This is a genomic window from Novosphingobium sp. BL-S-24, assembly GCF_055521575.1.
In genome coordinates this window covers 561,196-587,098 of sequence record NZ_CM145488.1, presented here as the reverse complement: position 1 = coordinate 587,098, position 25,903 = coordinate 561,196, and the positions used below count along the sequence as shown (strand labels likewise).

28 protein-coding genes are annotated in these 25,903 nt (G+C 62.4%); 21 read left to right on the top strand and 7 right to left on the bottom strand.

Annotated elements, in window-relative coordinates; all coding sequences use genetic code 11:
* The first annotated feature begins 105 nt into the window (after positions 1-105).
* The 4 genes from ACZ1JM_RS07990 to ACZ1JM_RS07975 all read left to right on the top strand — a co-directional run bounded on the left by ACZ1JM_RS07990 (position 106) and on the right by ACZ1JM_RS07975 (position 3,278).
* Positions 106-795, top strand: coding sequence for a PadR family transcriptional regulator (locus tag ACZ1JM_RS07990; RefSeq protein WP_465134302.1), 690 nt, complete (start codon positions 106-108; stop codon positions 793-795).
* A complete protein-coding gene (locus ACZ1JM_RS07985; RefSeq protein ID WP_465134301.1) occupies positions 792-1,085 on the top strand; it encodes a DUF2218 domain-containing protein in 294 nt (97 codons plus the stop codon). Before ACZ1JM_RS07990 ends, ACZ1JM_RS07985 begins: the two co-directional genes overlap by 4 nt.
* 61 nt (positions 1,086-1,146) lie before the next feature.
* The gene (locus ACZ1JM_RS07980) at positions 1,147-2,757 is read left to right on the top strand and encodes a lysine--tRNA ligase (RefSeq protein WP_465134300.1); all 1,611 of its coding nucleotides are present in this window, start codon (positions 1,147-1,149) and stop codon (positions 2,755-2,757) included.
* Entirely contained in the window at positions 2,754-3,278 is a 525-nt protein-coding gene (locus tag ACZ1JM_RS07975) for a DUF1003 domain-containing protein (RefSeq protein ID WP_465134299.1), read from the top strand. The genes ACZ1JM_RS07980 and ACZ1JM_RS07975 overlap by 4 nt, the downstream gene beginning before the upstream one ends.
* Before the next feature lie 60 nt (positions 3,279-3,338).
* Here ACZ1JM_RS07975 and ACZ1JM_RS07970 read toward each other — a convergent pair whose 3' ends face one another.
* Positions 3,339-4,322 (bottom strand): RcnB family protein, encoded by a 984-nt coding sequence (locus ACZ1JM_RS07970; protein ID WP_465134298.1) that lies wholly within the window; start codon positions 4,320-4,322, stop codon positions 3,339-3,341.
* Positions 4,323-4,521: 199 nt separating this feature from the next.
* Positions 4,522-6,201, bottom strand: a complete 1,680-nt coding sequence (gene ettA / locus ACZ1JM_RS07965) for an energy-dependent translational throttle protein EttA (protein WP_465134297.1) — start codon at positions 6,199-6,201, stop codon at positions 4,522-4,524.
* Between the two features lie 169 nt (positions 6,202-6,370).
* Here ettA and ACZ1JM_RS07960 point away from each other — a divergent pair, with 169 nt between their 5' ends.
* Positions 6,371-7,765: a M28 family peptidase gene (locus tag ACZ1JM_RS07960; protein WP_465134296.1), complete on the top strand. Its 1,395-nt coding sequence runs from the start codon at positions 6,371-6,373 to the stop codon at positions 7,763-7,765.
* On the opposite strand, the gene ACZ1JM_RS07955 is transcribed toward ACZ1JM_RS07960, so the two are convergent.
* A complete protein-coding gene (locus ACZ1JM_RS07955; RefSeq protein WP_465134295.1) occupies positions 7,762-8,637 on the bottom strand; it encodes an HpcH/HpaI aldolase/citrate lyase family protein in 876 nt (291 codons plus the stop codon). The two genes, ACZ1JM_RS07960 and ACZ1JM_RS07955, sit on opposite strands and share 4 nt — an antisense overlap.
* 123 nt (positions 8,638-8,760) lie before the next feature.
* On the opposite strand from ACZ1JM_RS07955, the gene ACZ1JM_RS07950 reads away from it, so the two are divergent.
* From ACZ1JM_RS07950 to ACZ1JM_RS07935, 4 genes are all read left to right on the top strand, one after another.
* The gene (locus ACZ1JM_RS07950) at positions 8,761-9,303 is read left to right on the top strand and encodes a peroxiredoxin (protein WP_465134294.1); all 543 of its coding nucleotides are present in this window, start codon (positions 8,761-8,763) and stop codon (positions 9,301-9,303) included.
* 121 nt (positions 9,304-9,424) lie between these two features.
* Positions 9,425-10,552, top strand: a complete 1,128-nt coding sequence (prfB, locus tag ACZ1JM_RS07945) for a peptide chain release factor 2 (RefSeq protein WP_465134293.1) — start codon at positions 9,425-9,427, stop codon at positions 10,550-10,552.
* A gap of 91 nt (positions 10,553-10,643) precedes the next feature.
* On the top strand, positions 10,644-11,399 hold the full coding sequence (locus tag ACZ1JM_RS07940) for a class I SAM-dependent methyltransferase (protein ID WP_465134292.1): 756 nt from the start codon (positions 10,644-10,646) through the stop codon (positions 11,397-11,399).
* A gap of 32 nt (positions 11,400-11,431) precedes the next feature.
* Positions 11,432-12,838 carry an NAD(P)H-dependent flavin oxidoreductase gene (locus tag ACZ1JM_RS07935; protein WP_465135013.1) on the top strand — a complete coding sequence of 469 codons (1,407 nt, stop codon included), beginning with the start codon at positions 11,432-11,434 and terminating at the stop codon, positions 12,836-12,838.
* 34 nt (positions 12,839-12,872) lie between these two features.
* Here the strand turns inward: ACZ1JM_RS07935 and ACZ1JM_RS07930 are convergent, their stop codons facing one another.
* Positions 12,873-13,886, bottom strand: coding sequence for a 2-hydroxyacid dehydrogenase (locus ACZ1JM_RS07930; protein ID WP_465134291.1), 1,014 nt, complete (start codon positions 13,884-13,886; stop codon positions 12,873-12,875).
* A 79-nt stretch (positions 13,887-13,965) separates the two neighbouring features.
* Here ACZ1JM_RS07930 and ACZ1JM_RS07925 point away from each other — a divergent pair, with 79 nt between their 5' ends.
* Positions 13,966-14,460, top strand: coding sequence for an SH3 domain-containing protein (locus ACZ1JM_RS07925; RefSeq protein ID WP_465134290.1), 495 nt, complete (start codon positions 13,966-13,968; stop codon positions 14,458-14,460).
* Here the strand turns inward: ACZ1JM_RS07925 and ACZ1JM_RS07920 are convergent.
* From ACZ1JM_RS07920 to ACZ1JM_RS07910, 3 genes are all read right to left on the bottom strand, one after another.
* Positions 14,457-15,128, bottom strand: coding sequence for a glutathione S-transferase family protein (locus ACZ1JM_RS07920; RefSeq protein WP_465134289.1), 672 nt, complete (start codon positions 15,126-15,128; stop codon positions 14,457-14,459). The genes ACZ1JM_RS07925 and ACZ1JM_RS07920 overlap by 4 nt on opposite strands.
* Positions 15,129-15,244: 116 nt before the next feature.
* Positions 15,245-16,438: an acetyl-CoA C-acyltransferase gene (locus ACZ1JM_RS07915; RefSeq protein WP_465134288.1), complete on the bottom strand. Its 1,194-nt coding sequence runs from the start codon at positions 16,436-16,438 to the stop codon at positions 15,245-15,247.
* A gap of 11 nt (positions 16,439-16,449) precedes the next feature.
* Positions 16,450-16,668, bottom strand: a complete 219-nt coding sequence (locus ACZ1JM_RS07910; protein ID WP_465134287.1) for a hypothetical protein — start codon at positions 16,666-16,668, stop codon at positions 16,450-16,452.
* Between the two features lie 143 nt (positions 16,669-16,811).
* Here ACZ1JM_RS07910 and ACZ1JM_RS07905 point away from each other — a divergent pair, with 143 nt between their 5' ends.
* The 11 genes from ACZ1JM_RS07905 to nuoI are packed head-to-tail and all read left to right on the top strand — an operon-like array spanning position 16,812 to position 25,882.
* Entirely contained in the window at positions 16,812-17,186 is a 375-nt protein-coding gene (locus tag ACZ1JM_RS07905) for an NADH-quinone oxidoreductase subunit A (protein WP_465134286.1), read from the top strand.
* 8 nt (positions 17,187-17,194) lie between these two features.
* Complete coding sequence (locus ACZ1JM_RS07900) at positions 17,195-17,776, top strand: NuoB/complex I 20 kDa subunit family protein (protein WP_465134285.1); 582 nt, start codon at positions 17,195-17,197, stop codon at positions 17,774-17,776.
* 6 nt (positions 17,777-17,782) lie between these two features.
* Entirely contained in the window at positions 17,783-18,592 is an 810-nt protein-coding gene (locus ACZ1JM_RS07895; protein WP_465134284.1) for an NADH-quinone oxidoreductase subunit C, read from the top strand.
* Positions 18,589-19,800 (top strand): NADH-quinone oxidoreductase subunit D, encoded by a 1,212-nt coding sequence (locus ACZ1JM_RS07890; RefSeq protein ID WP_465134283.1) that lies wholly within the window; start codon positions 18,589-18,591, stop codon positions 19,798-19,800. The genes ACZ1JM_RS07895 and ACZ1JM_RS07890 overlap by 4 nt, the downstream gene beginning before the upstream one ends.
* Entirely contained in the window at positions 19,797-20,147 is a 351-nt protein-coding gene (locus ACZ1JM_RS07885; RefSeq protein ID WP_465134282.1) for a nuclear transport factor 2 family protein, read from the top strand. Before ACZ1JM_RS07890 ends, ACZ1JM_RS07885 begins: the two co-directional genes overlap by 4 nt.
* Before the next feature lie 17 nt (positions 20,148-20,164).
* Positions 20,165-20,368: a hypothetical protein gene (locus tag ACZ1JM_RS07880; protein WP_465134281.1), complete on the top strand. Its 204-nt coding sequence runs from the start codon at positions 20,165-20,167 to the stop codon at positions 20,366-20,368.
* Positions 20,361-21,029, top strand: coding sequence for a complex I 24 kDa subunit family protein (locus ACZ1JM_RS07875; RefSeq protein WP_465134280.1), 669 nt, complete (start codon positions 20,361-20,363; stop codon positions 21,027-21,029). Before ACZ1JM_RS07880 ends, ACZ1JM_RS07875 begins: the two co-directional genes overlap by 8 nt.
* Complete coding sequence (gene nuoF / locus ACZ1JM_RS07870) at positions 21,029-22,339, top strand: NADH-quinone oxidoreductase subunit NuoF (protein ID WP_465134279.1); 1,311 nt, start codon at positions 21,029-21,031, stop codon at positions 22,337-22,339. Before ACZ1JM_RS07875 ends, nuoF begins: the two co-directional genes overlap by 1 nt.
* Positions 22,339-24,357 (top strand): NADH-quinone oxidoreductase subunit NuoG, encoded by a 2,019-nt coding sequence (nuoG, locus tag ACZ1JM_RS07865; protein WP_465134278.1) that lies wholly within the window; start codon positions 22,339-22,341, stop codon positions 24,355-24,357. The genes nuoF and nuoG overlap by 1 nt, the downstream gene beginning before the upstream one ends.
* Positions 24,354-25,400 carry an NADH-quinone oxidoreductase subunit NuoH gene (gene nuoH / locus ACZ1JM_RS07860; protein WP_465134277.1) on the top strand — a complete coding sequence of 349 codons (1,047 nt, stop codon included), beginning with the start codon at positions 24,354-24,356 and terminating at the stop codon, positions 25,398-25,400. The genes nuoG and nuoH overlap by 4 nt, the downstream gene beginning before the upstream one ends.
* Positions 25,397-25,882, top strand: a complete 486-nt coding sequence (gene nuoI, locus ACZ1JM_RS07855; RefSeq protein ID WP_465134276.1) for an NADH-quinone oxidoreductase subunit NuoI — start codon at positions 25,397-25,399, stop codon at positions 25,880-25,882. The genes nuoH and nuoI overlap by 4 nt, the downstream gene beginning before the upstream one ends.
* Positions 25,883-25,903 lie beyond the last annotated feature (21 nt).

The following is a 25,903-nucleotide window of genomic DNA, read 5'->3' as shown; positions in this document are numbered from 1 at the left end:
TCGTGGATTTGTCGCCGTTAAAGTCGCGGCTGATACAAAATAGCGTCTTGCGGAAAGAGGCATAAGATATATCTTAGACACATCATGAAAGATACAGGAATGAAGATGAGACATATGAATGAACATGATCGGCACGGGCGAAACCGTCGTCACGGCGGACGAGATCGGCTGATCGCTGCGGCGATCGCGCAATTGGGCGCTGGGTGTGATCCACGACGTCATGGCGCAGGGCCGGGATCGTTTGGTGATCGCTTCGCGGGCGGTCCCGGAGGAATGGGCCGTCGCGGCGGAGGTGGGCCTGATGGCCGTGGTCCGGGCGGTGGACGACGGCGGCGTCTGTTCGATCAGGCAGAATTGCAGACGTTGCTGCTCGCATTGATCGGCGACGCACCGCGCCATGGCTACGACTTGATACGCGAGATCGAGACATTGTCCGGCGGCGAATACGCGCCCAGCCCGGGCGTGGTCTATCCCGCACTGACGTACATGGAAGAGTCCGGCCTGATCGCGCCGAGCGGCGATGAAGGATCACGCAAGGCCTATGGCCTGACCGAGGAAGGCCGCGCTCGGGTGAGCGAGGAAGCCACCAAGGCTGCCGAACTGCGCGAACGTCTGACCGCCTTGGCCGCCCACCGCGACAAGGTGGACCCGGCGCCGATACGCCGCGCCATGCACGCGCTCAAGACAGCGATCTTCGACAGCCTTTCAATCGCCGATGCTGATCGCGATCTGGTATTGAAAGTGGCCGACGCCATCGATGAAGCCACGCGCAAGATTGAAAGGATCGAACGATGACCACCATCGAAGCCACCGTTCCGACCCCGAACGGCAGCAAATACGTCCAACAGCTATGCAAGCACTGGAGCCACAAGCTTCAAACGCATTTCGAGAATGACGTGGGCACGGTGACGTTTCCCGCCGCCACTGCCACGATGACCTCCGACGCTGAAGCAATTCACGTCGCCATCACCGGCGAACAGCGCGACGATGTCCAGCGGCTGACGGGCGTGGTCGCCACCCATATCGACCGGTTCGCGTTTCGCGAAGCGCCGTTGACGTACGACTGGTCCTGGAAGGATAGCTGACCTTCACGTCGCGCGCGACGTTGCTCTTGCGAAATGCGCGCATTTGGCCAAAGAGCGCGGCATGACCGAAAATGCCCTGATCGAAGCCGCTCGCGTATCCAAAGCCTGGCCTTTCCAGGAGGCGCAGAAGCTCCTCAAGCGCTATCCCCAGGGCAAGACCGGCCCCGATGGAAAACCGGCGCCGGTCCTGTTCGAGACCGGTTACGGTCCATCTGGCCTGCCGCATATCGGCACGTTTCAGGAAGTCCTGCGCACAACGCTCGTGCGCCGCGCGTACGAGGCGCTGACGGGCGGTGCGCCAACGCGGCTCGTCGCCTTTTCCGACGATATGGACGGCTTGCGCAAAGTGCCCGACAATATCCCGAACGCGGATCTGCTGACGGCCAATCTTGGCAAGCCGCTCAGCCGCATTCCCGATCCGTTCGGCACGTCGGAAAGTTTCGCGCATCACAACAACGCGATGCTGCGCGATTTCCTTGATCGCTTCGGGTTCGATTACGAGTTCGTGTCGGCGAGCGATCGCTACAATTCGGGCGGCTTCGATGCGGCGATGAGCAACGTCCTGGCGCATTACGACGGCATCATGGGCGTCATGCTGCCGACTTTGCGTCAGGAACGCCGCAAGACGTACTCGCCGGTGCTGCCGGTTTCGCCGACGACCGGGGTCGTGCTGCAAGTGCCGGTCGAAGTGCTCGACGCCGCCACTGGAATGATCCGCTTCACCGACGTCGATGGATCGGTTGTGGAGCAGACTGCATTCGGCGGTCAGGCCAAGCTGCAGTGGAAGGTCGACTGGGCGATGCGCTGGTATGCGCTCGGCGTCGATTACGAAATGTGCGGCAAGGACCTTACCGATTCCGTGACGCAGTCCGGCAAGATCGTGCAGATCCTGGGTGGTCGCCGACCGGAAGGGCTGATCTACGAACTGTTCCTCGACGAGAATGGCGAGAAGATTTCCAAGTCCAAGGGCAATGGCCTGACCATCGAACAGTGGTTGACCTACGGCACCGAGGAGTCATTGGGATTCTATCTGTTCCGCGAACCGAAGAGTGCCAAGCAACTGCATGTCGGCGTCATTCCCAAGGCGGTCGATGAGTATTGGCAGTTCCGGGGCAACCTGGCCGACCAGGCGCTGGACAAGCAGCTGGGCAATCCGGTCTGGCACTTGCTTCGCACCAATGGCGAGCAGGGGGGGGCAGGCGATACGCTGCCGGTGACGTTCGCGTTGCTGCTGAACCTTGTCGGCGTCCTTGGCGCGGATGCGACGGCGGATCAGGTATGGTCTTATCTTGGCAATTACGTCGCCGACGCAAATCCGCAGGCGCACCCGGAACTGGGCGAACTGGTCCGCGCGGCTCTTGCCACCAACCGCGATTTCATCGCCCCGACGCTCAAGCGCCGCTCACCCGAGCCGAACGAGGCCGACGCGCTGAAAGCTCTGGACGCGCAGCTGGCGGCGGCTGGCCCCGATGCCTCGGCGGAGGAGCTGCAGAACATGGTCTACGAGATCGGGAAGAACGAAACGCATGGCTTCGCCAGCCTTAGGGACTGGTTCAAGGCGCTGTACGAAACGCTGCTGGGATCGTCACAGGGGCCACGCATGGGCAGCTTCATCGCGCTTTACGGCGTGCCCGAAACCCGCAAGCTGATCGCCGAAGCGCTGGCCGCATGAACGGCGAGCATCGCACCGCCGAACAGCTGTGCGAGGAGCTCCTCGGCCGCAAGTTCAGCGATGTCGATGCCGAGGAACAGCGCGTCTTGCAACGCATCGCCGCCGGAACCGTGATGGGACCGGATGCACAGGAAGAAGCGGCGCTGAATGCCGGCTTCGGCGATCGGCTGGCGGATCGGGTGGCGGCGATCGGTGGTTCGTGGGGCTTCATCATCGCATTCACGGTGGTGCTGCTGGGGTGGATGCTGATCAATAGCCGGATACTGGAGGCGTTGGGGCTGCACGCCTTTGATGCTTATCCCTACATTTTCCTGAACCTGCTGCTTTCGACGCTGGCAGCCATCCAGGCGCCGCTCATCATGATGAGCCAGAACCGGCAGTCCTATAAAGACCGCATCGCCGCGCGCCATGATTACGAAGTGAACCTGCGCACGCAGCTGGAGCTGATCAGGCTGCACAAGCGGATGGACCACCTGTTCAAGCACATCGCAGCCAAAACGCCGGACGATAGCGGTCATTGAATGCGAAACCCCCGGGTTCTCGCGAACCCAGGGGCCTCGTGTCATCCGGCAGTACTTAACTTACCAGAAGAAGTCGTAGATCACGTCCACTACTTCACCGGAATAGGTGTCCACCAGCACGACATCGTCGTAGTAGCGAACCCAGCGATAGGGGCCGTAGACGGCAGGCAGGCGATACTGCCACGGGTCGTTGATCCAGTAGCGGTTGCCGTAGAACACCGAGCCCAGCGAAACACCTATGCCGAGGCGGCGATAGGAATAGTTCTGGTATGGTGCGGAATAGCGACCGATGCGATAGGCCGAACGATTACGATTGCGGTAGCTCTGCCAATCGTAGCGGTTGTCCCGGCGCCAGCCGTTACGGTCCCATGAACGCGACTGGCCGTTGCTGCCGCGCCAGCGGTCATTGTCCCGGCGGTCATTGTCACGCCAGCGACCGTCGTTACCGCGCCAGCCATTGCCGCCGTCGTTGCCGCGCCAGCCTTCAGGGCGCCCGCGACCATCGTTATCACGCCATCCGTCACCTCGACCGCGGCCGTCATTATCCCGCCAGCGGTTGTCGTTGTCGCGACGATCATTGTCGCGGCGATCGTTATCGCGCCAGCGGTTGTCGCCTCCGCGACCGTCGTTGCCGCGCCAGCCACCGTCATTGCCGGGGCGGCCGTCGCGATCGCGCCATTCCTGACGATTGCGGTTTTCAATCACTCGCACGTTGTTGGTCTGGGGCGGGTTGGTCCGGCTGACCGGTTCGCCATTGCGTGTGCCGCCGGCCCAGCCAGGCAGGTTTTGCCGCACCGACGAATCACGGTCGCGCTGGGCTGGAGCCGGTGCAGGCGCCGGGCGAGATTCGCCACGTTGCCAGCCTCCACGTCCGCCGTTGTCGCCACGCGGACCGCGATCCTGTCTTGCTTCACCGCCACGGTCACCGCGACGACCCTGGTTCGCATCCTGCGCGAAGCTGGGGGTCGATAGTCCTGCAAGCGCCAATGCCATGGCGCCGACGGTGAAGAGAACACCTGACTTATTCTTGATCTTATGTGCCATTTTCCGGTCTCCAAAACCGAATTCGCCGGGGGTTAATCGCGGCTCATCGTGAGTTCGTTAGTAAACGAGGTGCGCTGTATTGGATGTGAACCGAGATATGACCGATTATTCATAATTCAACTTGCAAAAATGAATGAGCCGCCAATCCCAATGAGGGACGGCGGCTCATTCATTTCTCTGCTGAAATGCTGGCTGAGCGTCAGCGCGTAAGCTTCTTGTAGGCCAACGCCGTCGGACGGTCAGCGGCGTCGCCCAGGCGGCGGCGCTTGTCTTCTTCGTAGGCGGCGAAGTTACCCTCGAACCACTCGACGTGGCTGTTGCCCTCGAACGCCAGGATGTGCGTGGCCAGACGGTCAAGGAAGAAGCGGTCGTGGCTGATAACCACGGCGCAACCGGCGAAATTCTCGATCGCCTCTTCCAGCGCGCCCAGCGTTTCCACGTCGAGGTCGTTGGTCGGTTCGTCAAGCAGCAGCACGTTGCCGCCCAGCTTCAGCATCTTGGCCATGTGGACGCGGTTGCGTTCGCCGCCCGACAGCTTGCCGACGTTCTTCTGCTGGTCCGCGCCCTTGAAGTTGAACGCGCCCACATAGGCGCGGGTCGACATCTCGTGCTTGTTGACGGTCATGTAATCGTGACCCTCGGACACTTCTTCCCACACGTTCTTCTTGGGGTCGAGATGGTCGCGGCTCTGGTCCACGAAGCCGAGGTGGACGGTGGAGCCCATCTCGATCGTACCGGAATCCGGGGTTTCCTTGCCGGTCAGCAACTTGAACAGGGTGGACTTGCCAGCGCCGTTCGGGCCGATCACGCCAACGATGCCGCCCGGCGGCAGGATGAACGACAGGTCCTCGAACAACAGCTTGTCGCCATAGGCCTTCGAGATGTTGTTCACCTCGATAACCTTGCCGCCAAGGCGTTCGGGCACCTGGATGACGATCTGGGCCTTGCCGGGCTTGCGACCGGCCTGGGCATCCTGGAGTTGCTCGAACTTGCGGATACGCGCCTTTGACTTCGTCTGGCGCGCGGCAGGGGTCTGCCGGATCCACTCGAGTTCTTCCTTGAGCGCTTTCTGGCGACCGGATTCCTCGCGGTCCTCCTGCTCCATACGCTTGGACTTCTTTTCGAGGTAGGTCGAATAGTTGCCCTCGTACGGGAAGTATTTTCCGCGGTCGAGTTCAAGGATCCAACCCACCACGTTGTCGAGGAAGTAGCGATCGTGGGTGATCATCAGCACCGCGCCCGCGTATTCCTTCAGGTGATTTTCCAGCCATTCGACGGATTCGGCGTCCAGGTGGTTGGTCGGTTCGTCAAGCAGCAGGATCGAGGGCTTCTGGATCAGCAGGCGCGTCAGGGCGACGCGGCGCTTTTCACCACCGGAGAGGCTGTCCACCGGCCAGTCGCCCGGCGGGCAACGCAGCGCTTCCATGGCGATCTCAAGCTGGTTGTCGAGCGTCCATCCGTCGACGGCGTCGATCTTGCCTTGCAGATCACCCATTTCTTCCATCAGGGCGTCGAAATCGACGTCTTCCGGCGGATCGCCCATGATGTTGGAGATCTCGTTGAAGCGGTCGACCAGATCGGCGGTCTCGCGCGCGCCGTCCTTGACGTTTTCCAGCACCGACTTGGTCGGATCGAGTTCCGGTTCCTGCTCAAGATAACCGACAGTGATGTTCTCGCCCGCCCAGGCTTCGCCGGTGAAGTCCGTATCGATGCCAGCCATGATCTTGATCAGCGTGGATTTGCCCGCGCCGTTGGGGCCGACGATGCCGATCTTGGCACCTTGGTAGAATTGCAGCGAGATATCGCTGAGCACCGGCTTGGGAGCACCGGTGAAAGTCTTGGTCATGCCCTTCATGACGTAGGCGTATTGGGCGGCCATGGGCGTCCTTTGGATGAATTACACGATTGGAATTTGCTTGGGGCGGCCCTTACAGGCCTGCGCATCACCCCGCAAGATGGGCGCGGCTGGGCGGGTATCAAGTCGGATCGCGGGAAATGCGATTGGTGCACCTTGGCACGCACCCGGCAGCGCGGTAGCACTTCGCGCCATGAGCATCTTTTCCCAGCCTCGCCCCGCCTTACGCTTCGCCGCCGCTCTGGCCGTCGGGGGTGCGACTATTTCCAGCGTCACCGCTTTCGCGACGCCGGTCAGCGGGACGGGGGTTGCATGGGACATCGTTGAAGGCCTGACGACCGAGGTCGGCCCACGCCCCGCCGGATCTCCTGCCGAGGATCGCGCGCGGGACTGGGGAGCCGCCAGGCTCAAGGCGCTCGGTTTTCAAAATGTGCGGGTGGAGGAATTCAAGACGCTCGCCTGGCAGCGTGGGCCCGAGAGCGCGCGCCTGACCGCGCCTTACGCGCAGCCGCTGGCGATCACCGCACTCGGCTTTTCCGTGCCTACTCCCAAGGGGGGATTGAAGGCCGAACTGGTCTATTTCCCCACCCTCGCGGCGCTGGAGGCGGCTTCCGACGGCTCACTTAAAGGCAAAGTCGCTTTCATCGATCACGCGATGCGCGCGTCGCAGGATGGCTCGGGTTATGGTCCGTATGGCAATGTGCGCCGGAAAGGTCCGTCAATCGCATCGCGCAAGGGTGCGGCTGGCGTGGTCATCCGGTCGGCCGGGACGGACAGCCATCGCAACCCTCACACTGGCATCACCGTATTCGACAAGGACGTGAAGCCAATTCCTGCAGGCGCGGTCTCCAATCCCGACGCCGACCTCATCGCCCGGACAGCGGAGCGAGGCCAGCCGCTGGCGATCGACCTCACCCTGATGGGCAAGCCGTTTCCGAACGCCACATCGGGCAACGTGATCGCCGACCTGCCCGGCAGGGATCCGTCGCTGCCCATGATCCTCGTCGCCTGCCATCTCGATTCGTGGGACCTCGGCACCGGCGCAGTGGACGATGCCTCTGGTTGCGGCATCGTCAGCGCAGCGGCGCTAGCCGCGCAGCAGGGCGGACAGACCCTGCGGACCATCCGCGTACTGTGGTCCGGCAACGAGGAGATGGGCCTCGCCGGAGGAGGCGGTGAGCATTACCGCGCACTGCACGGAGCGGAAAAGCACGCCGTCGCCATGGAAAGTGACTTCGGCGCGGACAGGGTCTGGCGCGTGCGCTTTGCCACCGCTCCCGAAAATGGGCCGTTGGCTGAGAAAGTAAAAGCCGCGCTATGGCCGATGGGTATCGTGCCGGACAAGGGCAGGGCCGATGGAGGCGCGGACATTGAAGCCATCATCGCGGCCCAGCAACTCGCAGTGATCGACCTCGGGCAGGACGGCATGCGCTACTTCGACCTGCATCACACGCCCGACGACACGCTCGACAAAGTCGACCCCGCCGCCTTGCAGCAGAATGTCGATGCCTGGGCCGCCGTGCTGAAAGTTATCGCGAATGAAGCCGGACCGATCGAAAAAGTCCCTGCGGTTGCCGAGGGCGGTTAGCCCGCAGCGGTGATCCGCTCGGCCACGGCGATCAGGCGCCGGGCCTGCTCCAGATGGAGCAGCTCTGCCATCTTGCCATCGACACGGATGGCTCCCTTACCCTGGTTCTCCGGAAGGGCAAAACCGTCGATGACCGCGTTCGCCCAGGCGAGGTCAGCATTGCCCGGAGAGAACACTGCATTGCACGGGTCTATCTGGGCGGGATGGATCAGGCTTTTACCGTCGAAACCAAACAGAAGGCCCTGCCGCGCCTCTGCTTCGAAGGCGTCGAGATCACGAAATTCGTTGCAGACGCCATCAAGCACCGCGACCCCGTGCGCCCGCGCGGCAGCCACCGCCATCGACAGGAACGGTAGGAATGGCGTGCGATCGGGGGTCAGTCTGGCGCGCATTTCCTTGGCCAGATCGTTGACCCCCATGATCCATAGCGACAGCCGGGTCGAAGGCGCCATGGCGGCAATCGGCTCCAGGGCGGAGACGCTGGCGCAGGTTTCGATCATCGCCCACAATTGCATCGCAGTGGGCGCTCCAGCCAAGGCCGCCTCGTAGCGCTCGATATCCTGCGGACCATTCACTTTCGGGACAAGCACCGCGTCCGCGCCCGAACCGGCGATCGCCGCCAGGTCTGCCGCGCCCCACTCGGTGTCGATGCCGTTTGCGCGAATGGCCACTTCGCGATGGCCGAAGCCGCCTTCCGCCACGGCGGCAAGGGCAGCAGCCCGCGCGTCCTCTTTCGCTTCGGGGGCAACCGCATCCTCAAGGTCGAGGATCACCACGTCGCAGGGCAGGGTGCGCGCCTTGGCGATGGCCTTGGCGTTGGAGGCGGGCAAGTAAAGCGCGCTGCGGCGGGGGCGGTCTGCTAGATCGGCCATGGCGAGGTTTTCCGTACTGATAAGAATGCCGCCTCCTTGTGGTCACACCGGGGGCCGGGTCAAGTATCGAGGTGGCCGTCGTTGCCGCTGGACAGCGAGCGCCAGTCGCGCCAGAGTGCACACATGAACAGAGCCATTCTTGCCTCGCTGGCAGCCGCAACCCTCACGCTCGTCCCGGGCATCGCCAACGCCAGCCTAGCGGTTGGGGCCAAGGCTCCGGCCTTCGTCACCAAGGGCGCAAAGGGCGGCAAGGTCATGTCGTTTGACCTGAAGCAGGCGCTGAAGCGTGGCCCGGTCGTGCTGTACTTCTACCCCAAGGCGTTCACGCAGGGCTGCACTCTGGAAGCGCACGCCTTCGCCGAAGCCACGCCTGAATTTGCCAAGGCCGGCGCTACCGTGATCGGCATGTCGGCGGACGATCTGCCCACGCTGCAGAAATTCTCCACCGAAGCCTGCCGGGACAAGTTTGCCGTCGCAGCAGCCACGCCGGCGATCATCAAGGACTATGACGTCGCGCTGAAAAAGCCGGGCGCACCTGCCGGGATGACTGACCGGACCAGTTACGTCATCGCCAGGGATGGCCGCATCACCATGGTGCATTCGGAGCTGGACTACCGCGATCACGTCAAGCTTTCGCTGGCTGCGGTCCAGAAACTGAAGAACTGACCTAGCGCATCGATACGGCCCTCATCCGGGGGTCGCATTGCCGTGCAGCCGAGCCGCGCGCTTTACATCCGCGCGCGCCGCGTTATGCGCGTGCTCATCAGTTTCGTTGGAGATTTCCGTCATGCGTGCCGAGGGGCAGGCCCACATTGTTCGCATCGAAAAGGCGCTCGCGCTGGTTCGCAAGTTCCTCGACTGGGACCGTGCGCTGCGCCGTTTCGATGAACTGAACGCGCGCGTCGAAGACCCGACCTTGTGGGATAAACCCAAGGAAGCCGAAGCGGTGATGAAGGAACGCCGCCGGCTGGAAGCTTCGATCGGCGCCGTCAACCAGATCAGCGCCGAGATGGCGGACGCGATGGAATTCGTCGAACTCGGCGAGATGGAAAACGACGAGGACACGATCAACGAGGGCCTCGCGACCTTGGCAGCGCTGGCCGATCGGGCCGATGCCGACAAGATCCAGGCGCTGCTGGGCGGCGAGGCGGATTCGAACGACACCTACCTTGAAGTCCATGCCGGAGCGGGCGGCACCGAAAGCCAGGATTGGGCCGAGATGCTGCAGCGCATGTACACCCGCTGGGCGGAGCGGAAGGGCTACAAGGTCGAACTGGTCGATTACCACTCGGGCGAGGCGGCCGGCATCAAGAGCTGCACGCTGCTGATCAAGGGCGAGAACGCCTATGGCTATGCCAAGACCGAAAGCGGTGTTCACCGTCTGGTCCGCATCAGTCCTTACGACAGCTCCGCGCGGCGCCACACCAGCTTTTCGTCAGTATGGGTCTACCCGGTGATCGACGATACGTTCGAGATCGACATCAATCCGTCCGACCTGAAGATCGACACTTATCGCGCATCGGGCGCGGGCGGGCAGCACGTCAACACCACCGATTCGGCCGTCCGCATCACGCACCAGCCCTCCGGCATCGTCGTCGCCAGCCAGATCGACCGGTCGCAGCACAAGAACCGCGAGATCGCCATGGGCATGCTCAAGGCACGCATGTTCGAAGAGGAAATGCGCAAACGCGAGGAAGCCGCCAGCGCCGAACACGCGAGCAAGAGCGATATCGGCTGGGGTCACCAGATCCGTTCCTACGTCCTGCAGCCGTATCAGCAGGTCAAGGATCTGCGCACCGGCGTGGTGTCCACCGCGCCGGACGATGTGCTCGACGGTGAACTCGATCCGTTCATGGCCGCCGCCCTTTCGCAGCGAGTGACGGGCGAAAAGGTCGAGGTCGAGGACGCGGATTGAAGTGAAGGCTGGCGTCTTGATAAAAGGCGCAAGTGACCCGATGCACGCTCAAGGTTTTTGCCATCACCGCCATGAGCGGCTAAGGGGCCGCATGGTCCGCGCGTTCCATCTTGCCCCCGTGGTTTTGCTGCTGGCACTGAGTGCTTGCCAGAAGCCGACCGTGGATGATGGCCGCACGCTGACATCACGCCAGTTCCCGCTGCCGGATCGCCCGATTTCCAAGATCGGCGCGACGCGCTTTTCGACTGAAGTGGAGCGCGATAGCGTCAACGAGGCGAACGTGGTCATGGACTTGGCGCGCATCGAACCCGGGATGAGCGTTGCCGATCTCGGCGCGGGCGAGGGCTATTACACAACCCGCCTCGCGCAACGGGTTGGCAAGAAGGGCCGCGTACTGGCCGAGGATATCGATCCCAGGGCCAACGAACTGCTGGGCAGCCGCGTCCTTCGCGAACAACTGGAAAACGTGTCGATCAAGCTGGGCACAGCGGACGATCCACGGCTGCCTGCCAACAGCTTCGACCGCATCTTCATGGTCCACATGTATCATGAAGTGGCCGAGCCTTACGCTTTCCTGTGGCGAATGCGCGGGGCGCTGCGGCCTGGTGGCAAGGTTGTGGTCGTGGATGTAGACCGGCCGACCGACGCACATGGGATTGCGCCGCGGCTGTTGTTCTGCGAATTCGCGTCCGTTGGGCTACGATTGACGGAATTTGTTCGCAAGCCGGCGATGCAGGGCTATTATGCGCAGTTCGAGCTATCGGGTGCCCGCCCTGCGCCGGCGGATATCGTGCCCTGCCGCATTTCTGGCGAAGCGCCGAACGACGCCGACAAACCTCCGCGCTGACGCGCGAACGCTTGGGAAAGACGAAAGAGAAGATGGGTTTCAAGGGTCTCAAGCCGATACTGTATGGCGGTCGCGAAGTCTGGCCGCTGGTCGAAGGCGGGAAGGGCGTATCCGCCACCAATCACCTGAGTTCGGGCGCCTGGGCGGCGGCTGGCGGCATCGGCACTGTCAGTGCGGTCAACGCCGACAGCTATGATGCCGAGGGCAAGATCGTCCCGCAGGTCTACAATGCGCTGACCCGCAAGGAACGCCATCAGGAACTGATCAACTATGCCATCGATGGCGCGGTCGAACAGGTGCGACGGGCCTATGAGATTTCCGAGGGCAAGGGCGCGATCAACATCAACGTCCTGTGGGAAATGGGCGGCGCGCAGACCATTCTCGAGGGCGTTCTGGAACAGACCCGGGGCATGGTCACCGGCGTAACCTGCGGTGCTGGCATGCCGTACAAGCTGTCCGAGATCGCGGCGCGTTTCAACGTAAACTACCTGCCCATCGTCAGCTCCGCCCGCGCTTTCCGCGCGCTGTGGAAACGCGCCTACAGCAAGGTCCCCGATTTGCTGGGCGCGGTGGTCTATGAAGATCCCTGGCTGGCGGGTGGTCACAACGGCCTTTCCAATGCCGAAGATCCGTTGAAGCCGGAAGATCCCTATCCCCGCGTCAAGGCGCTGCGCGATACGATGCGCGCCGAAGGGATCGCGGATTCGACCCCGATCGTGATGGCGGGCGGCGTCTGGTTCTTGCGTGATTGGGAAAATTGGATCGACAATCCGGAGCTTGGCAGCATCGCGTTCCAGTACGGCACGCGGCCGCTGCTGACCCACGAAAGCCCGATCCCGCAGCAGTGGAAGGATGCTCTGCGCGAACTGGAGCCGGGCGACGTGCTGCTTCATCGCTTCTCACCCACCGGGTTCTATTCCTCGGCGGTGCGCAATCCGTTTCTGCGTAGTCTGGAGGCGCGTTCCGAACGCCAGATCCCTTATTCCAAGGTCGAGGCGGGCGAGCATACCGTGCGGCTGGACGTTGGCGTCAAGGGCAAGAACTTTTGGGTCACCCCCAAGGATCTGGAACGCGCGCGGACATGGTCGGCAAGCGGCTTCACCGATGGCCTTCGCACGCCGGACGACACCATCGTCTTCGTCGGGCCGGAAGAACGCGACGTGATCCGGCAGGACCAGACTGATTGCATGGGCTGCCTGTCGCACTGCGGGTTCTCGTCGTGGAAGGACCATGACGACTACACCACAGGCCGCCTTGCCGACCCGCGCAGCTTCTGCATCCAGAAGACTCTGCAGGACATCGCCCATGGTGGCCCGATCGACGAAAACCTGATGTTCGCGGGCCATGCTGCCTACAAGTTCAAGCAGGACCCGTTCTATTCCAACGGCTTTACGCCGACTGTAAAGGAACTGGTCGACCGGATCCTTACCGGCGACTGATCGGGGCCACGGCAATCAGGCTGACGCCCGCGCTTCAGGGAAGTGCGGGCAGCACCATGTCGTGCGGCCTGTGGCCATCGACCCAGAAGCGGATGTTGGCAATGAGGCGCTCTCCCGCCGCGCCGCGTCCTTCGTAAGTGGCACTGCCCAAGTGCGGTATCGCAACGAGATTAGGGAGCGCTAGCAGGCGTGGATCGACCTGGGGTTCGTGCGCGAAGACATCCAGTCCGGCGCCGCCGATACGGCCTGACGAGAGCGCTTCGATCAGCGCCGCTTCATCGATCAGTTGACCGCGAGCAGTGTTGATGATGGCGGCGTCCGGCCGCATCAGCCCGATCCGCCGCGCGTCGATCAGGTGGTGCGTGTCCGGTCCGGCCGGACAATGCAGGGTCAGCACGTCCGATTGGGCGATCAGCGTGTTGAGATCCGGCTCGTACCGTGCCGACATCATGTTTTCCACTGCTCCGGGCAGTCGGTTCCGGTTGGTGTAGCGGATTTCCATCCCGAACGCCCCGGCGCGATGAGCCACCGCCTGGCCGATCCGCCCCATCCCGACGATGCCAAGAGTGCGACCGCCCAGCGCATGACCGAGCATCGATGACGGACCCCAGCCTTCCCATCGACCATCGCGCAGGACGCGCATGCTCTCTCCAAAATGGCGGGAAACGAGAATGATCAGCGCCAGCGTCAGATCAGCGGTATCGTCGGTGAATACGCCCGGCGTGTTGGTGACCATGATGCGATGGGCGCGAGTGGCGGCAATGTCGATATGGTCCGTTCCCGCGCCGAAGCTGGCGATCATGCCGAGCCGTTCTCCGGCTTGCTCAATCATTTCAGCGTCGATGGCATCGGTGACGGTCGGCACCAGTACGTCGCAATCGCGCATTGCGGCCATGATCTGATCGCGCGACATCGGGGTATCGTTGGCATTCAGCACGACGTCGAACAATTCCGCCATCCGCGCTTCGACCGAGGGGAGCAGCCGGCGCGTGACGATTACGCGAGGGCGAGGCGGAATCGGGCGGATCGGTTCGCTGGTGGCTGACATGATGCCTGGGCTATGCCTTCCACAGGGTTGCGGTCAAGAAGCCTTGAAGCAATGCCTTCGCGCGCGATAAAGACTAGTCATGATCCGTTTCAGAATCCGATTTCCACTGGTCGCCGCATGCTTGCTGGGCCTGGCCGGAATGATGATCGCGCTGCCCGCTACTGCGGCGGACGACGACAAAGTGCCTTACTGGGCGTCGGTCGATGCGGAGATCGCTAACTTGCGCGTCGGCCCCGGCGATTCGTATCGGATCGACTGGGTATACCGCCGTCCGAACCTTCCGGTAAAAGTGCTGCGCCGCGAAGGGTCATGGCGGCTGGTGCAGGACCCGGCGGGGGAAAAGGGCTGGATGCGTGACTTGCTGCTGTCACGCCAGCGGGCAGGAATCGTCAAGAGCGATGGGCTGATCGAGATGCATGCTCAAGGCAAAAGCGGCTCGCCGATGCTCTGGCGGATAGAGCCGGGCGTGGTCGGGCTGCTGGGGCCGTGCAAGGATGGCTGGTGCGGCTTCGATGCGTCGGGGCACAAGGGCTTCGTTCGCGAAGACGCGTTGTGGGGTACAGGCGCGCCCTAGGCCTCGGACGGTTGTCCTGGATGGGCTTGCGTGTCCTGAAACACCGCCAGCTGCGCCGCAAACGCGCGCTTGAAGGCCGGGCGGTCGGTCCCGCGATCGAGGTAGGCGGCTATCGCGGGATAGTCCTCGAGCATCTCGGAATTCTCCAGTCGCCGCAGGACAGTCACCATCACCAGGTCGGCGGCGCTGAAATCGCCATCCAACCATTCGGCATCGCCCAGCCATTGCGATAAGCTGTCCAGGCGGCTGCGAACTTGCTGATCAAGCAGTTCCAGGCGCTCCGCGAACCAGGGCTTGTCGCGCTCCAATACCATGCACAGGGCGCGTTGGAAGATCGGCGGTTCGACGGTGTCGATAGCGGCAAAGATCCATGTCAGGGTTCGGGCTTTGCCATCCGGATCCTTGGGCAGAAGCCCGGCGTGCTTGCTGGCTATGTGCCACACGATCGCCCCGGATTCGAACAGGACAGACCCGCCATCGTCGAACGTGGGGATTTGCCCGAAAGGATGGAGGCGGCGATACTCGGGAGCCTTTAGTTCATCGAAGGTCATCAGCTCCACGTCGTAAGGCTGGCCCACTTCCTCCAGCGCCCAGCGCACTCGCATGTCGCGCGCATGGCCTTGGCCACGGTCGGGTGAATTGCGAAAGGCGGTGATGACAGGCAGCATAAGGTGCTCCACTTCTGATTCCGCCCGAATGGCACTCCTGCCGAGAGCCCGAGTCAAACAAAAACCCCCGCCGGTCAGGGCGGGGGCTGATGCAACTGAAGTGGATCAGGGCGTGATCAGGCGAGTTCGATCGCCACTGCGGTAGCCTCGCCACCGCCGATGCACAGGCTTGCCACGCCTTTCTTCAGGCCCTTTTCCTTAAGGGCGTTGATGAGTGTGACGATGATGCGCGTGCCCGATGCGCCGATGGGGTGGCCAAGGGCGGTCGCGCCGCCGTGGATGTTCACCTTGTCGTGCGCAATGCCCAGATCATGCATCGCAAACATGGCGACGCAAGCGAAGGCCTCGTTCACTTCGAACAGGTCGACGTCGGAAAGCTGCCAGCCAACCTTGTCCATCAGCTTGGTGATCGCGCCGACCGGTGCGGTGGTAAACTTCGACGGCTCCTGTGCGTGGGCAGCAACGCCGACCACCGTGGCGATTGGAGACAGCCCCTTCGCGTCGGCCACGCTCTTGCGGGTCAGCACGACAGCTGCCGCACCATCCGAAATGGAGCTGGACGATGCGGCCGTAATCGTACCGTCTTTCGCGAAAGCCGCGCGAAGGGTCTTGATCTTGTCCGGATTGCCCTTGCCGGGCTGTTCATCGGTGTCGACGATACTCTCGCCCTTGCGGCTCTTGACGGTAACCGGGACGATCTCGTCCTTGAAGGCGCCGGATGAGATTGCACTCTGTGCGCGACGGAGCGACTCGATTGAGTAATCGTCCTGCGCATCGCGCGTCAGCTGATATTCGTCGGCCGTGACCTGTGCGAACGATCCCATGGATCCGCCTTCGTAGGCATCCTCCAGACCATCCAGGAACATGTGGTCGTAGATCGTGTCATGGCCGGCGCGGGCGCCAGAGCGATGCTTCTTGGAAAGGTAGGGCGCGTTGGTCATCGATTCCATGCCGCCCGCGATCACGACATCCAGCGAACCCGAAGCCAGTGCCTCGGCACCCATGATGACCGTCTGCATGCCCGATCCGCACACCTTGTTTACCGTGGTCGCCTGAACGGACTTGGGCAGGCCAGCCTTGATCGCGGCCTGACGGGCAGGGGCTTGACCAAGTCCGGCCGGAAGCACGCAGCCCATATAGATGCGTTCGATGTCGTCGCCCGAAACGCCCGCACGTTCCACCGCCGCCTTCACCGCCGTGGCGCCAAGGTCGGTGGCTGACACATCGGCGAATACCCCTTGCAGTCCACCCATCGGGGTCCGCGCGTAGCTGAGGATGACGATCGGATCGGAAGCCGAGATCTGTGCCATGAACGTACCTTTCAAAGTTGCTGTTCCGGTTTGCCGCCGGAATAATGTTGCATTGCGTCAATTGCAATAACACCGCGGATCGATAGATCGGGACGTTGCTGCCAAATTGCGACTGTATTTCTCGATCGCGATGTCATTTGCGCCAAACGCCCGGTGCGATTGCGCAAATCGGCAGCCAGAGAGTTGCCCCCATCAAAACAGGCAGGTGACGGCATATTTCTGGCGTTCAACAAGGGGTGAAGAGGCGATTTTATCCCATTGAAGACCTTGCGGCGGTTCCGGCGCTGGCCTAAGAGCGCGCCAATCTTGACGGCATTCGCCCATTACTTTTTTGAATCCGTCAACGTCGTACCCGGTATGAGGCAAGAGACCATTGACCGATCTGTCACAATACCTGCCAATTCTGATATTCCTGGTTATCGCGCTGGGGCTGTCGTCGGTTATCGTGTTTCTGCCCATGGGCGTTGCGCGGCTGACCGGTACGCACCAGCCCAGCGAAGACAAGAACAGCGAATATGAATGCGGCTTCCCCGCGTTCGAGGATCCGCGCAGCCAGTTCGACGTGCGGTTCTACCTCGTCGCCATCCTGTTCATCATCTTCGATCTCGAAGCCGCGTTTCTGTTCCCTTGGGCGGTTTCGCTGAACATGACGGGCTGGGCCGGTTGGACGACGATGATGGTATTTCTGGGCGAACTGGCCATCGGCCTCGCCTATGCGTGGAAGAAGGGGGCTCTGGACTGGGAATGAGCACGGCCATGAACTCACCTCTCGTAAATTCCGCCGGCCAGCCGCTTGCCGGCGCCGCCCATCCCGGAACCGCGCACGGCAATGTCGTCGCGCCGGATGGTTCATTCTTCAAGGACCTGAACCAGGAAGTGTCCGACAAGGGCTTCCTCGTCACCAGCACCGAAGAACTGTTCCAGTGGGCCCGCACCGGGTCGCTGTGGTGGATGACGTTCGGCCTCGCCTGCTGCGCGGTCGAGATGATCCACGTCAACATGCCCCGCTACGACATGGAGCGCTTCGGGGCTGCCCCGCGTGCATCTCCGCGTCAGTCGGACGTGATGATCGTGGCGGGCACGCTGTGCAACAAGATGGCCCCGGCTCTGCGCAAAGTCTACGACCAGATGTCGGAGCCCAAGTACGTCATTTCGATGGGCAGCTGCGCCAATGGCGGCGGTTACTATCACTACAGCTACTCGGTCGTTCGCGGCTGTGACCGGATCGTGCCGGTGGACATCTACGTGCCCGGTTGCCCGCCGACAGCCGAAGCGCTGCTCTATGGCGTGATGCAGCTGCAGCGCAAGATCCGCCGCGTGGGCACTGTCGAGAGGTAAGGCCAGATGCCCGTTCTGCATTCCGCACCCAAGATCGCCTCGAACGACGGCGTGCTCGATACCCTGGTTTCGGCGCTTGGTTCCGCTGTCGTCGCCTCGAAGGAGGAGCATGGCGAGATCGTGCTAACCATCGCGCGGCCCGAGATCGAGAACGCCCTGCGCGCTTTGCGTGATGACCACGGCTATCAGCAGCTCATGGAAATGGCCGGGGTGGACTATCCCTCGCGGGCCGAGCGCTTCGATGTCGTCTACATGCTACTCTCGGTGACTAAGAACCATCGCCTGCTGGTGAAGGTGACCGCCGCGGAAAACACGCCGGTGCCGACAGTCACTACCCTGTGGCCGAACGCGGGCTGGCTGGAACGCGAAGTGTTCGACATGTATGGTGTGGTCTTCGCGGGCAACCCGGACTTGCGCCGTATCCTCACTGACTATGGCTTTGAAGGGCATCCTTTCCGCAAGGACTTCCCGCTGACCGGCTATGTCGAGCTGCGCTATTCCGAGGAAGACAAGCGCGTTGTCTATGAACCGGTGAAGCTGGCGCAGGACCTGCGCAGCTTCGATTTCATGAGCCCCTGGGAAGGCGCGGACTACGTGCTGCCGGGTGACGAGAAGGCGGCAGAAGCTGCTGCTCCGCCGCCGGTAGAAAAGCCCAAGGTTACGGAAACGACCGCCGACACCGGCGCCGGTGCGAAAGCGAACGACAAGTCGGCGGAAAAGGCGTCGGCCGATGCTCCTGCCACCGCGTCGGACGGCAAGGACGCCGAAGCGCCTGACGATACCGAAAGCCGTCCTGAAAAGGGAGACGACAAGTGAGCATGCAGCTCGAGCAGTCGCCCACGACCGGCGACGACGTCATCACCAACTACACGATCAACTTCGGCCCCCAGCACCCGGCGGCGCACGGCGTGCTGCGCATGGTGATGGAGCTGGACGGCGAGATCATCGAAAGGATCGATCCGCACGTCGGCTTGCTTCATCGCGGCACCGAAAAGCTGATCGAGCACAAGACGTACCTTCAGGCTCTCCCGTATTTCGATCGGCTGGACTACTGCTCGCCGCTGGCGATGGAGCACTCCTACGTGCTCGCCATCGAAAAGCTGCTCAACTTGGAAGTTCCGTTGCGCGCCCAGTATCTGCGTGTGCTGTTTGCCGAGCTGACGCGCATCTGCAACCACATGCTCAACATGGGCAGCCACGTTATGGACGTGGGCGCGATGACCCCGAACCTGTGGCTGTTCGAAATCCGCGAGGACTGCCTCAACTTCTTCGAGCGCGCCTCCGGTGCCCGCATGCACTCGGCCTGGTTCCGCCCGGGCGGTGTGCATCAGGACGTGCCGCTCAAGCTGCTGACGGATCTCGCCGATTGGCTCGACACCCGACTGCCGCGCCTGTTCGAAGATGCGATGAGCCTCGTGTGCGACAACCGCATCTTCAAGCAGCGCAACGTCGACATCGCGATCACCAGCAAGGAAGACTCGCTGGCGTGGGGCTTCTCCGGTCCGATGATCCGCGCCGCTGGCATTCCTTGGGATATTCGCAAGGCGCAGCCTTACGACGTCTACGATCGCATGGACTTCGAAATCCCGGTCGGCACCAACTCGGATTGCTACGACCGGTTCATGGTCCGCGTCGAGGAAGTGCGCCAGTCGGCCCGCATCATGAAGCAGTGCCTGCGCGAAATGCCCGATGGCCCGATCGCATCGGACGATCGCAAGGTGGTGCCGCCCAAGCGCGCCGAGATGAAGTCCTCGATGGAATCACTGATCCATCACTTCAAGCTCTACACCGAAGGCTTCCACGTTCCCGCCGGCGAAGTGTACGTGGCGACCGAAAGCCCCAAGGGCGAGTTCGGCGTCTATCTGGTCTCGGACGGTTCCAACAAGCCGTACCGCTGCAAGATCCGCCCGACCGCGTTCAGCCACCTGCAGGCGATGGACTTCATGTCAAAGGGCCACATGCTGCCGGACGCGACTGCCATCCTGGGCGCCATCGACGTCGTCTTCGGGGAGTGCGACCGGTGAGCAATCTGGAAACCGCCAAGGCCATGATCGCGGCCTACAACGCGCAGGACGTGGACACATACGTGTCTTACATGACCGACGATGCCAGCGAGGCGAACTATCGCGGCGCCGTCGTGCGTGAGGGCAAGGAAGGCACGCGATCGGGCCTTGCCGCCGCTTTCGCGCGCTGGCCCGAGAACAGGGCCGATATCGTCGAAGCGCAGCAGATCGGCAATTACGTTCTGATGCGTGAACATGTGACGCGCGGCCCGGCAACCGATGGATCGGAGCTTGTCGAGCCGTTCGAGGTAGTCGCCGTCTACAGTTTCGAGGGCGATCTGTGCTCTCGGGTAGAGTTCATCCGGTAAGCGTGGGAGTGGGACCGATGACCAAGTACAACACCGTCGAAATGATCCGCATCTGGGCAAGCCTGACGGGCCTGCTGCTGGTTGGCATCTATTTCCTCAGCATGTGGGCCGGGGTCGCCCCATCGCCGATGATTGCAATGCTGGCGACCGCCATCGGCGGATTTGAGATTTTCTTTTTCGGCCAGGACCAGTGGCTGAAGCGCAGAGGTAAGCATGGCTGACCGCTATATCGAACCCGATACGCCTGAAATAAGGGCGCGTTGGGGCAACTTTGCTTGGACCGATGCCAACGCCGCCAAGGCGAAGGATATCGTTGCGCGCTATCCGGACGGTCGCCAGCGCTCGGCAGTCATGCCGCTGCTCGACCTTGCGCAGCGCCAGGTGGGGGCGGAACTGAATACCCAGGGCTGGCTGCCGATCCCGGTGATGGAATATGTCGCGGCGCAGCTCGACATGCCGATCATCCGCGTGGTCGAGGTCGCCTCGTTCTACACGATGTACAATATCGCGCCGATCGGCCGTTTTCACGTTCAGGTCTGCGGCACGACGCCATGCATGCTGCGCGGGTCTGACGACATCATTGAGACATGCAAGAAGCGTGGTATGAAAAAGGGCCATACCACCGCGGACGGCCTATGGTCGTTCACCGAGGTTGAGTGCATGGGCAACTGCGCCTCGGCACCGATGGTCCAGATCAACGATGACAATTTCGAGGATCTGACGCCTGAGCGCGTGGACGCCGTCCTCGACGCGCTGGCTCGCGGCGAAAGCCCCAAGTCAGGGACCCAGGACCCGGCGCGCCACACGGTGGAACCGGTGGGCGAACCGACCAACCTTGCGGCCATGATCACCGCCAACCATGACTATCGGAGTGAGTGGTAATGGCTCTCGCTGATAAGGACCGCATCTTCACCAACGTCTACGGCTACCAGCCGTGGGGCCTGAAGGAAGCGCAAGCGCGCGGCGCATGGGACAACACCAAGGCGCTGATCGAGCGCGGCCGTGATGCAATCATCGACGAGATGAAGGCTTCGGGCCTGCGCGGTCGTGGCGGTGCAGGCTTCCCCACCGGGATGAAGTGGTCCTTCATGCCCAAGCAGCCGCCGCTCGACCAGAATGGCAATCCCAAGCCCAGCTTCCTCGTGATCAACGCGGACGAATCCGAGCCGGGTTCGTGCAAGGATCGCGAGATCATCCGCCACGATCCGCACATGCTGCTGGAAGGCGCGCTGGTCGCTGGCTTTGCGATGGGCGCGCGGGCAGCTTACATCTACATTCGCGGCGAATATATCCGCGAGGCCGAAACCCTGTTCGCCGCGCGCGACGAGGCGTATGCGGCGGGCCTGCTCGGCAAGAACGCCAGCGGTTCGGGCTACGACTTCGACGTGTTCGTGCACCGCGGCGCGGGCGCTTACATCTGCGGCGAGGAAACCGCGATGATCGAAAGCCTGGAAGGAAAGAAGGGTCAGCCCCGTCTTAAGCCGCCTTTCCCGGCAGGCGCAGGCCTCTACGGCTGCCCGACCACGGTCAACAACGTGGAATCAATCGCCGTCGCGCCGACCATTCTGCGGCGCGGCGCGGCGTGGTTCTCTTCCTTCGGCCGTGAGAACAACAAGGGCACCAAGCTTTTCCAGATCAGCGGGCATGTCAATCGCCCCTGCGTGGTCGAGGAAGAGATGTCGATCCCGTTCAGCGAACTGATCGAACGTCACTGCGGCGGCATTCGCGGCGGGCGTGAGAACCTGCTGGCGGTGATCCCGGGCGGCTCATCGGTTCCGCTCGTGCCCTCGGCCGACATCTGGGACGCACCGATGGACTTCGACGGTCTGAAGGCAGTCGGCTCCGGCCTCGGCACCGCCGCCGTCATCGTCATGGACAAGTCCACCGACATCGTTCGCGCCATTTCGCGTCTTTCGTACTTCTACAAGCATGAAAGCTGCGGCCAGTGCACGCCGTGCCGGGAAGGCACCGGCTGGATGTGGCGCGTCATGGAACGACTGCGTACCGGCGACGCGCATGTCGAGGAAATCGACATGCTTCAGCAGGTGACCAAGCAGGTCGAAGGCCATACGATCTGCGCCCTTGGCGACGCCGCCGCGTGGCCGATCCAGGGCCTGATCAAGCACTTCCGTCCCGAGATCGAGCGTCGCATCGAGGCGCGCCACGGGTCTCTGCAACAGGCAGCCGAATAATGCCAAAAGTCAAAGTAGACGGCGTCGAACTCGACGTTCCGAACGGTGCGACCGTGCTGCAGGCCTGCGAGCTTGCCGGCAAGGAAATCCCGCGCTTCTGCTATCACGAGCGGCTGAGCATCGCCGGCAACTGCCGTATGTGCCTGGTCGAAGTGAAGCCCGGACCGCCCAAGCCGCAGGCATCGTGCGCGCTTCCGGCTACCGAAGGCCAGGAAATCCGCACCGACAGCGAGATGGTCAAGAAGGCACGCGAAGGGGTGATGGAATTTCTCCTCATCAACCACCCCCTCGATTGCCCGATCTGCGACCAGGGCGGCGAATGCGACCTGCAGGACCAGTCGGTCGCCTACGGACGCGGCGGCTCGCGCTACCACGAGCACAAGCGCGCGGTGACCGAGAAGTACATGGGGCCGCTGATCAAGACCCAGATGACGCGCTGCATTCACTGCACCCGCTGCGTGCGCTTCTCTGAAGAAGTAGCCGGCGTGGACGAGATCGGCGCGCTCTATCGCGGCGAGAACATGCAGATCACTACGTATCTGGAACATGCCGCCAAGCATGAGATGAGCGCGAATGTGATCGACTTGTGCCCGGTCGGTGCGCTGACCAGCCGTCCCTACGCGTTCGAAGCGCGTCCCTGGGAGCTGAAGAAAACGCTTGGCATCGACGTCTCGGACGCGACCGGTGCGAACATTCGCATCGACAGCCGTGGCCGGGAAGTGATGCGTGCGCTTCCGCGCAATAACGACGATGTCAACGAGGAATGGATTAGCGACAAGGCTCGCTATCAGGTCGATGGCCTGGTGCGTCGTCGTCTCGACAAGCCCTTCCTGCGCCGCGATGGCAAGCTCGTTCCGGCCACCTGGAACGAGGCGTTTGCCGCGCTCGCTACGCTGAACCCGGGCAACTCGATCGCCGCGATCGCCGGTGACATGGTCGATTGCGAAACGATGTTCGCCGCCAAGGCGCTTGTCAGCGCTCTGGGTTCGACCCTTCTCGAGGGACGCCAGACGGGCATGGACTACGACACCTCCAGCCTCGCAGCGGTCAACTTCAACTCGACCCTTTCGGGCATCGAAGGCGCAGACGCGATCCTGATCGTCGGATCCCACGTGCGCTGGGAAGCGCCGCTGGTGAACGTGCGCCTGCGCAAGGCCGTCAAGCGCGGCGCCAAGGTCTTCCTCGTCGGACCGCAGTGGGAAACCACGTTCGGCGGCGAATTCCTGGGCGATGACCTTTCAGCGCTGGATAACCTGCCGGATCATGTAGCGGATGCGCTTTCGGGCGCCAAGCGTCCGGCGGTTATCGTCGGTGGTGCAGGTCTTGGCCGCGGCGGTCTCGAGGCGGCTCTTGGCCTCGTGAGCCAGTTCAATCTGGTTCGCACTCTCGAAGACGGGTCGACTTGGAACGGCTTCAACGTCCTGCATATGGCGGCCTCGCGCATGGGCGGTCTGATGCTCGGCTACGCCCAGAAGGGCGGTATCGCCGACATCGCTTCTGCCAATCCGAAAGTTCTGATCTCGCTCGGCGCGGATGAAGTCGACTACGCCAGGTTCGCTGACTCGATGATCGTCTATATCGGCCATCACGGCGACAAGGGCGCTCACGCCGCCGACGTCGTACTGCCGGGATCCGCCTATACAGAAAAGGCCGGGACTTACGTGAACACCGAAGGCCGCGTGCAATTCGCCGACAAGGCGGTGTTCGCGCCGGGCGATGCTCGCGAAGACTGGACCATCCTGCGTGCGATGGCCGATGCTTTCGGGGTTTCGGTAGGTTTCGACAGCTTCGACCAACTGCGTGCGGCGATGGTCGCGGCAGTGCCGGCGCTCGGGCAGGAAGGGCTCGCCGACTATGGTAGCACCCTGCCGGTGGTTGGCGGTTCGGCATCCGGCGCGATCGCCTATCCGATCAAGGACTTCTACATGACCAACCCGATCGCGCGCGCCAGCGCGACGATGCAGCGCTGTTCGGCCGAACTGCTGCACGGTGAGGAATTCGCGGAGGCGGCGGAATGACTTCGTTCTTCCAGTCGCTTGGCATGACGCAGGATTGGGCGTGGTTCGTCGCGACGATCTGCGGCATCCTGCTGATCGCGTTGCCGCTTATGCTCGTGGTGGCAATGGCGATCTACATGGACCGCAAGGTTTGGGCGGCCATGGCGTTGCGTCGTGGTCCCAACGTGGTCGGACCGTTCGGCTTGCTGCAGTCGTTTGCGGACGGTTTGAAGGTATTCCTTCAGGAAACAATCATTCCTTCGGCCGCGAACAAGGGCATCTTCCTGATCGCCCCGGTCGTGACGTTCACCGTCGCGCTGATGGCCTGGGCGGTGATTCCGTTCAATTCAGGCGCAGTGCTGGCAAACATCAACGTCGGGCTGCTGTACATCCTCGCGATCAGCTCGCTCGGTGTCTACGGCACGATCATGGCGGGCTGGGCTTCGAACTCGAAGTATCCGTTCTTCTCGGCGATGCGCGCCTCGGCGCAGATGATTTCGTATGAAGTCTCGATTGGTTTCATCCTGATCTGCGTGGTGCTGTGGGCCGGTTCGTTCAACATGAACGCCATTGTCCTGGCGCAGAAGGGACACGTCTTCGGGATCATCAATGGCTTCGTGGCGAACCCGTTGCTCTTCCCGATGTGGGTGATGTTTCTGATTTCGAGCCTTGCCGAAACGCAGCGCGCACCGTTCGACCTAACGGAAGCGGAAAGCGAACTTGTTGCCGGATACCAGACCGAATATTCGTCGATGGCCTTCGCCGCCTATTGGCTCGGCGAATACGCCAACGTGCTGCTGATGTGCGCGCTCAACGCGACGCTGTTCTGGGGTGGCTGGCTGCCGCCGCTTGATATCCCGATCCTTTACCTCGTGCCGGGCTTCATCTGGTTCGTGCTGAAGGTATTGTTCTTCTTCTTCATCTTCAGCTGGGTCAAGGCGACGGTTCCGCGTTACCGCTATGACCAGCTGATGCGCCTGGGCTGGAAGGTATTCCTCCCCGTTTCGCTGCTGTTCGTCGTGATGGTCAGCGGCTACCTCATGGCTACCGGACACTTCGCATGACCGTTGCATATCTCATCAAGAGCTTCACGCTCTGGGAGTTCGTGAAGGCGCATTGGCTGACGCTGAAGTACTTCTTCAGGCCCAAGGCGACGATCAACTACCCGTTCGAGAAGAACCCGCTGTCGCCCCGTTTCCGTGGTGAGCATGCGCTGCGCCGTTATCCCAATGGCGAGGAACGCTGCATCGCTTGCAAGCTGTGCGAGGCGATCTGCCCAGCGCAGGCGATCACCATTGAGGCAAGCCCACGTGCCGACGGTTCGCGCCGTACCACGCGCTACGACATCGACATGACGAAGTGCATCTACTGCGGTTTCTGTCAGGAAGCCTGCCCGGTGGATGCGATCGTCGAAGGGCCGAACTTCGAATACGCGACCGAAACGCGCGAAGAACTGCTCTATGACAAGACCAAACTCTTGGCGAACGGGGACAAGTGGGAGCGGGCCATCGCCGCGAACCTTGAAGCCGATGCTCCGTACCGCTAACCGGCGCGCGCAAGGAAACAG

Coding starts and splice junctions, on each gene's coding strand:
- ACZ1JM_RS07990 (WP_465134302.1), top strand. CDS start 106: ATGAGACATATGAATGAACATGATCGGCACGGGCGAAACCGTCGTCAC.
- ACZ1JM_RS07985 (WP_465134301.1), top strand. CDS start 792: ATGACCACCATCGAAGCCACCGTTCCGACCCCGAACGGCAGCAAATAC.
- ACZ1JM_RS07980 (WP_465134300.1), top strand. CDS start 1,147: ATGACCGAAAATGCCCTGATCGAAGCCGCTCGCGTATCCAAAGCCTGG.
- ACZ1JM_RS07975 (WP_465134299.1), top strand. CDS start 2,754: ATGAACGGCGAGCATCGCACCGCCGAACAGCTGTGCGAGGAGCTCCTC.
- ACZ1JM_RS07970 (WP_465134298.1), bottom strand. CDS start 4,322: ATGGCACATAAGATCAAGAATAAGTCAGGTGTTCTCTTCACCGTCGGC.
- ettA (WP_465134297.1), bottom strand. CDS start 6,201: ATGGCCGCCCAATACGCCTACGTCATGAAGGGCATGACCAAGACTTTC.
- ACZ1JM_RS07960 (WP_465134296.1), top strand. CDS start 6,371: ATGAGCATCTTTTCCCAGCCTCGCCCCGCCTTACGCTTCGCCGCCGCT.
- ACZ1JM_RS07955 (WP_465134295.1), bottom strand. CDS start 8,637: ATGGCCGATCTAGCAGACCGCCCCCGCCGCAGCGCGCTTTACTTGCCC.
- ACZ1JM_RS07950 (WP_465134294.1), top strand. CDS start 8,761: ATGAACAGAGCCATTCTTGCCTCGCTGGCAGCCGCAACCCTCACGCTC.
- prfB (WP_465134293.1), top strand. CDS start 9,425: ATGCGTGCCGAGGGGCAGGCCCACATTGTTCGCATCGAAAAGGCGCTC.
- ACZ1JM_RS07940 (WP_465134292.1), top strand. CDS start 10,644: ATGGTCCGCGCGTTCCATCTTGCCCCCGTGGTTTTGCTGCTGGCACTG.
- ACZ1JM_RS07935 (WP_465135013.1), top strand. CDS start 11,432: ATGGGTTTCAAGGGTCTCAAGCCGATACTGTATGGCGGTCGCGAAGTC.
- ACZ1JM_RS07930 (WP_465134291.1), bottom strand. CDS start 13,886: ATGTCAGCCACCAGCGAACCGATCCGCCCGATTCCGCCTCGCCCTCGC.
- ACZ1JM_RS07925 (WP_465134290.1), top strand. CDS start 13,966: ATGATCCGTTTCAGAATCCGATTTCCACTGGTCGCCGCATGCTTGCTG.
- ACZ1JM_RS07920 (WP_465134289.1), bottom strand. CDS start 15,128: ATGCTGCCTGTCATCACCGCCTTTCGCAATTCACCCGACCGTGGCCAA.
- ACZ1JM_RS07915 (WP_465134288.1), bottom strand. CDS start 16,438: ATGGCACAGATCTCGGCTTCCGATCCGATCGTCATCCTCAGCTACGCG.
- ACZ1JM_RS07900 (WP_465134285.1), top strand. CDS start 17,195: ATGAACTCACCTCTCGTAAATTCCGCCGGCCAGCCGCTTGCCGGCGCC.
- ACZ1JM_RS07895 (WP_465134284.1), top strand. CDS start 17,783: ATGCCCGTTCTGCATTCCGCACCCAAGATCGCCTCGAACGACGGCGTG.
- ACZ1JM_RS07880 (WP_465134281.1), top strand. CDS start 20,165: ATGACCAAGTACAACACCGTCGAAATGATCCGCATCTGGGCAAGCCTG.
- ACZ1JM_RS07875 (WP_465134280.1), top strand. CDS start 20,361: ATGGCTGACCGCTATATCGAACCCGATACGCCTGAAATAAGGGCGCGT.
- nuoF (WP_465134279.1), top strand. CDS start 21,029: ATGGCTCTCGCTGATAAGGACCGCATCTTCACCAACGTCTACGGCTAC.
- nuoG (WP_465134278.1), top strand. CDS start 22,339: ATGCCAAAAGTCAAAGTAGACGGCGTCGAACTCGACGTTCCGAACGGT.
- nuoH (WP_465134277.1), top strand. CDS start 24,354: ATGACTTCGTTCTTCCAGTCGCTTGGCATGACGCAGGATTGGGCGTGG.
- nuoI (WP_465134276.1), top strand. CDS start 25,397: ATGACCGTTGCATATCTCATCAAGAGCTTCACGCTCTGGGAGTTCGTG.